This is a genomic window from Bradyrhizobium sp. 23 (genome assembly GCF_023073295.1).
Lineage (GTDB): Bacteria > Pseudomonadota > Alphaproteobacteria > Rhizobiales > Xanthobacteraceae > Bradyrhizobium > Bradyrhizobium canariense_D.
The window spans coordinates 27,940-33,455 of sequence record NZ_JADPJF010000010.1; the positions used below are offsets into that span (position 1 = coordinate 27,940).

The 5,516-nt window shown below is 66.3% G+C and carries 7 protein-coding genes; 3 read left to right on the forward strand and 4 right to left on the reverse strand.

Going from position 1 to position 5,516, the window contains the following annotated elements; all coding sequences use genetic code 11:
• On the forward strand, positions 1–502 hold a 502-nt coding region (locus IVB32_RS01415; protein WP_247409618.1), incomplete at its 5' end, for a gamma-glutamylcyclotransferase.
• Here IVB32_RS01415 and IVB32_RS01420 read toward each other — a convergent pair.
• From IVB32_RS01420 to ftsE, 4 genes are all read right to left on the reverse strand, one after another.
• Positions 499–1,272 carry a lysophospholipid acyltransferase family protein gene (locus tag IVB32_RS01420; protein WP_085361285.1) on the reverse strand — a complete coding sequence of 258 codons (774 nt, stop codon included), beginning with the start codon at positions 1,270–1,272 and terminating at the stop codon, positions 499–501. The genes IVB32_RS01415 and IVB32_RS01420 overlap by 4 nt on opposite strands.
• Positions 1,273–1,305: 33 nt before the next feature.
• Positions 1,306–2,010 carry a YdcF family protein gene (locus tag IVB32_RS01425; protein WP_018453256.1) on the reverse strand — a complete coding sequence of 235 codons (705 nt, stop codon included), beginning with the start codon at positions 2,008–2,010 and terminating at the stop codon, positions 1,306–1,308.
• Positions 2,011–2,287: 277 nt separating this feature from the next.
• The gene (locus tag IVB32_RS01430; RefSeq protein ID WP_007597308.1) at positions 2,288–3,256 is read right to left on the reverse strand and encodes an ABC transporter permease; all 969 of its coding nucleotides are present in this window, start codon (positions 3,254–3,256) and stop codon (positions 2,288–2,290) included.
• Positions 3,249–3,908 carry a cell division ATP-binding protein FtsE gene (ftsE, locus tag IVB32_RS01435; RefSeq protein WP_008135325.1) on the reverse strand — a complete coding sequence of 220 codons (660 nt, stop codon included), beginning with the start codon at positions 3,906–3,908 and terminating at the stop codon, positions 3,249–3,251. The genes IVB32_RS01430 and ftsE overlap by 8 nt, the downstream gene beginning before the upstream one ends.
• Positions 3,909–4,099: 191 nt before the next feature.
• Here ftsE and IVB32_RS01440 point away from each other — a divergent pair, with 191 nt between their 5' ends.
• Positions 4,100–4,972 (forward strand): MJ0042-type zinc finger domain-containing protein, encoded by an 873-nt coding sequence (locus IVB32_RS01440; RefSeq protein WP_026232495.1) that lies wholly within the window; start codon positions 4,100–4,102, stop codon positions 4,970–4,972.
• A gap of 59 nt (positions 4,973–5,031) precedes the next feature.
• Complete coding sequence (locus IVB32_RS01445; RefSeq protein ID WP_018453253.1) at positions 5,032–5,406, forward strand: response regulator; 375 nt, start codon at positions 5,032–5,034, stop codon at positions 5,404–5,406.
• Positions 5,407–5,516: the final 110 nt, after the last annotated feature.

Here is a 5,516-nt window from a genome sequence, read left to right on the forward strand (position 1 = left end):
CGCGCGGCTGGTCGGCGAGCACCGCGCGCTCTGTGTCTATTCCTTCGTCCACCGTGGCACGCCGGAGAAGCCGGGTCTGGTGCTCGGCCTCGACCGCGGCGGCGCCTGCCGCGGCATCGCCTTCCGCGTCGCCGAAAAGAACCGCGCCGACGTCGTCGCCTATCTGCGCGCGCGCGAGCAGGTGACGTCGGTCTATCGCGAAGTCATGCGCTCGGTGTGGCTGGAGAACGATGCGCGGCAGCGCGTCTCCGCGCTCGCCTATGTCGTCGACCGCGGCCATGTGCAATATGCCGGTCGGCTGTCGCTCACCGACCAGCATCGCCACGTGCTCCAGGGCCACGGCCAGTCCGGCGCCAACCGCGACTACGTGACTGCGACGGTGAAGGCGATCGAGGCCGAAGGCTTTCGCGATGCGCAGCTGCATCAGCTTGCCATGATGCTGCATGGTGATGCGCATTCTCCGCACGCGCCGGCTCCGGCGGACGATCGGGAAAACCGCTAGCTCTCCAACGGCGCATAGCTCGGCGCCGAGCCGATCAGCTGCTCCTGCTCCTTGCGGCCCGCTTCGACGAGGCGACCGGTCGCGTCTTCGATCACCGTTTGCACACGGGAGAGATACTCGTCCTTGGGCAAGCCCGGCGGCAGCGGATCGAGGAATTCCACCACCAGCGTGCCGGGATAGCGCATGAAGGTGCGGCGCGGCCAGAACAGGCCGGAATTGAGCGCGATCGGCAGGCACGGCGCGCCGCAGGACGAATAGATCTGCGCGAAGCCGCTCTTGTAGTCCGGTGGCGCGCCCGGGGCGCGGCGCGTGCCTTCGGGAAAGATCACGAGCTGCCCGCCGCTGCGCACCGCCTCCCGCGCCCGCCGCGTCATGTCCAGCAGCGCCTTGACGCCGGCATTGCGGTCGATCGCGATCATCCCGGTCTTGACCAGGAACTGGCCGAACACCGGGATCTGCATGAGCTGACGCTTGAGGATGAAAATCGGACGGTCGAAGAAGCCCGGCAAGACGAACGTCTCCCAGAACGACTGGTGCTTCGCCACAACGACCAATGGTCCCCTCGGGATCTTTTCGAGGCCGCGGAATTCCACCTTGATGTTGCAGACAGCCCGCATCAGAAACAGCGTCGCCTTTGCCCACCATTGCGCGACCGTGAGCATGGCGCGCGGCGGCAATGCGAAGGTCGGCAGCGCCACGATCGCGAGGCACACCAGCACGGTGTAGAACAGCACGTTGAACACGAGCGATCGCAGGAAAATCAAGAACATCGAGGATCCGATCAATTGCCGATCAGTTGCCGATCAATTGGCCTGTGCGGTGGCGGGCCGCTTCGCCTGCAGCCCGGAAGGCTGCTCCGACATCTCGGGCGAAAGGTCAATCCCGAAATCCTCCAGCCGCACCCTGACCTCCGCCGCGATATACTTGACATATTCCGACAGCAGCAGCCGCAAAGTGGACGCCGAGGTCCACCACGGCTCGTCGCGCCATTTGTCGCCGACCACCACGAACGGGATCAGTGTCGCCTCCGGCATCGCATGCGAGAATTCCACCAGCGCGCGCGGCATATGATAGTTCGAGGTGACCACGATCAGCGATTTGAAGCCGCGTCCCGCGGCCCAGCGCCGCGCTTCCGCGGCATTGCCGCGGGTCGAGACCGCGGTGCGGTCGAGATCGACGCAGCAACGCATGAAAGACTGGTTCTCCGGCAGCGTCCGGGAGATGTCGCTCGCCGTCGAGGTCGGGTGTACGCCGGAGATCAGGAGCCTCCTGCCGTAGCCGGCAGCGAGCAGCTCCATCGCATCCGACACCCGCGAGGAGCCGCCGGTGAGCACCACGATGCCGTCCGCCTTGCGGTCCGGCGCGATCTCGGCGCCGCGCAATTGCGACAGAAACGCAATAAAGCCCGCCGCCGCGCCGACGAAGGCGAGCGCAATCGTCGACATCACGGCCGCGCGCAGCCACCCGCGCGGCAGTTTCGGCGATCGATCGGCGGTCGGCGCGCTCATGCGATGTCGGTGATCCCTTCCCAGAGGTGATTTTAGGACGTTTTGAGGCGAAGTGGAGTCCGGTTTGTCGGCCTCAAACTATGTGGCGAAGCGCTGGGGCCGCGAACCAGCTTTCCCCTCTCCCCTTGTGGGAGAGGGTGGCTCGCCGCGATAGCGGCGAGACGGGTGAGGGGTATGTCTCCGCGAACTCGCCTCGACGTTCGTGCACGTGGATAGAACCCCTCATCCGGCGCTTCGCGCCACCTTCTCCCACAAGGGGAGAAGGAAGAAAACCATCTCAATCGACATCATTCAGCGTCGCGAACAGCGTCTGGCGCGAGGCGACCGCGGTAATGGCGCCGATCAGCACGGCCTGCACCGCGAGCACGATGTAGCCGGATGGCCGCAGCGAGAAGGTGCCGAGCAGCGCGGCGAACTGGTCGCCGACGGGAGTGCCCGAAAACCAGCCTGCAATCGACTCGGAGAAGCCGAACACCAGCATGGCGGCGCCGCCGCCGATCACGCCGCCCTCCAGCCCCAGCCTGAGGAAATGACGCAGGAAGCGGTTGGCGATGTAGCGGTCGCCGGCGCCGACGAAATGCAGCACCTCGACGATCGGACGGTTCGCCGCCATGGCGCCGCGGGTTGCGAACGACACCGAGATGATGGTGGCGACGATGACGAGCGCGAGGATGCCGAGACCGGCGAGCACGGTGGCGTTGGTCATCGAGCGCATGCGCTCGATCCAGGCGCGGTGATCGTCGACGCTGGCGCTTGGCGCCACCTGGGTCACGCGGGCGCGCAAGGCGCCGAGATCGAGCGCCGTGCCGGGCTGCACGCGCGCGATGATCATGCGCGGGACCGGCAGATCGTCCATCGACAGCCCGGTGCCGAGCCAGGGCTCGAGTAGCTTGCCGCTCTCGTCCTTCGTGAACGGCTTGACCTCGACGATGCCGGCTTGCGCGCGCATGGCCTCGGTCACCGCCGCGGTGTCGCGTTCGAGATCGCGGCCCGTCTGCGGCCGGACCTGAATGGTGATCTCGCTCGCGACATCCGACTGCCATTCGGCGGCGGAGGCGCTCACCAGCAGCACCGTGCCGGTCGTCATCGAGGCCAGGAAGGTCATGATGGCGACAACGGCGACCAGCGCGCGGCCGTGGATCGAGGCGCGCGGCACGATCGGCGACATATTGCGCGCCCGGGCCGGAAGCGGCGGCCCCTCCTGCCCGAGATCGACCAGCACGCCGCGCTCGTCGGGCCTATTCATAGACGTGCAGCCGTCCCTGGTGCAGCACGAAGCGTCGCGCCTCGTACTGGTCCATCAGGGCGATATCGTGGGTGGCGATGATGACGGCGGTGCCTGACTTGTTGAGCTCGATGAACAGCCGCAGCAGGCGGCGGCCGAGCGTCGGATCGACGCTGCCGGTTGGCTCGTCGGCCAGCAGCAGCTGCGGCCGCGAGATCACGGCGCGCGCGATTGCCGCGCGCTGCTTTTCGCCGCCGGACAGGATCGGCGGCAGCGCGTCCATGCGCTCGCCGAGCCCAACCCATTTCAGGAGATCGATGACCTCCTTGCGGTAGCTCGATTCGCTGCGGCCCATCACGCGGAACGGCAGCGCCACGTTTTCATAGGTCGTCATGTGATCGAGCAGGCGGAAATCCTGGAGCACGATGCCGATGCGCTTGCGCAAGTCTGCGATCTCGTCCTTGCCGAGCTGCGAGATGTCGTGACCGAACAAGTTGACGAGCCCCCGCGTCGGGCGATGCGAGAGGAACAACAGGCGCAGCAACGAGGTCTTGCCGGCGCCGGACGGGCCGGTGAGGAACTGGAAGGAATGCGCCGGGATCTGGAAGTTGAGGTCGCGCAGGACCTCGGGCCCCAGGCCGTAACGCAATCCGACATTTTCGAACCGAACCAAGCTCAGCTCCGTTCGAGAGAGGCCGCGGGCCGCACGGCTGTGCTCCGCCACACGCGATCCGCGGGTTTTGCGGCCGTTATGGTTTCCGGTTCGTTAACGGTCGTCCTGTAGCATAATTGGTAGCATCTTTCCGTCTCGGTTCTCCACGACCGTGTCACGATCAAGACTTGTCCATGCATCAAGGCTCGTCCATGCATATCGTCTGCCCTCATTGTACGACATCCTACGCCATCAAGCCCGCGAGCCTTGGGGCGAACGGCCGGACCGTGCGCTGTTCCCGTTGCAAGGAAACGTGGGTCGCCCATGCCGAGGATGCCATCGAGGAGGCATCTGTGCCGGCCATGGCCGCGGCCAGCCGGGCCGACGACCAGGCCGATCTCGCCGAGCAATGGAACTCCTATGCCCAGGACGACGGAGCCGCTGACGCGCCTGTCGTTGACAGCCCCTCGATCGCCAGCGACTGGCCGGACCAGGAAGCCGCCGACACCGAGGACGAATGGTCCGCGGCCGCCCGATCCGTTGAGGAGGAAGTCGGCGGCGAACAGCACCAGTCCTGGTTCCGTGGCCTGTTCGGCCGTCGCCGCGGCGCGCGAGTGCGCCGTCCGGCGGCCCCGCGAAAATCCCATTTCGGCCTGCCGACCGCCTGCGCCGCCATGGGCGCGCTGGTCCTGGCGCTGGTGATCTGGCGCGGAGACATGGTGCGGCTGCTGCCGCAGACGGCAGCCTTCTACAGGATGGTCGGCCTCGAAGTTAACCTGCGCGCACTCGCCTTCAAGGACGTCAAGCTCTCCAGCGAGACAGTAGACGGTAAGCAGGTGCTGGTGATCGAGGGCGTGATCGTGGGACAGGGCAAGAAGCCGCTCGACATTCCCCGCTTGCGCTTCGCAGTGCGCGACGCGCAAGGCGCGGAAATCTACGCCTGGAACGCCGTTCTGGAACAGACCGTATTACAGCCCGGCGAGCGCGCCTTCTTCCGCTCGCGCCTGGCCTCGCCGCCGCCGGAGGGCCGCAATATCGACGTTCGCTTCTTCAACCGGCGCGACATCGCCGGCGGCAGCGTATAATCGATTTCGCAGGTCTCGCAGGCAAAGTTGGTGGCGAGATTGATCCCAAGGTTGGTCTCATGTCCAAGATCCTGATCGCCGACGACGAGGATTCGATGCGCCAGCTGGTGGCGCGCGCCATCGCCATGGACGGCCACGAGATCGTCACCGCGCAAGACGGCGCCGAGGCGCTGGAGATCCTCACGCGCGCGGACGGCAGGTTCGACCTGCTGCTCACCGACATCCAGATGCCGGTGATGGACGGCATCGCGCTGGCGCTTTCCGTCGCACGCGATTTCCCCGATTTGACCATTCTGCTGATGACCGGCTTTGCCGACCAGCGCGAGCGCGCCTCGAACCTCAATGCGCTGGTGCATGACGTCGTGACCAAGCCGTTCTCGGTCGCCGACATCCGCACGGCGGTGGCGGACGCGCTGGCGGCGAAGAAGGGGTAGCGGCGTCGGGGCGCCACGTATTCCGCTGTCATGCCCCGGCTTGACCGGGGCATCCAGTAGCCGCAGCCTCTCGATTGAATCACAACCGTGTCGGAGTACTGGATCCCCCC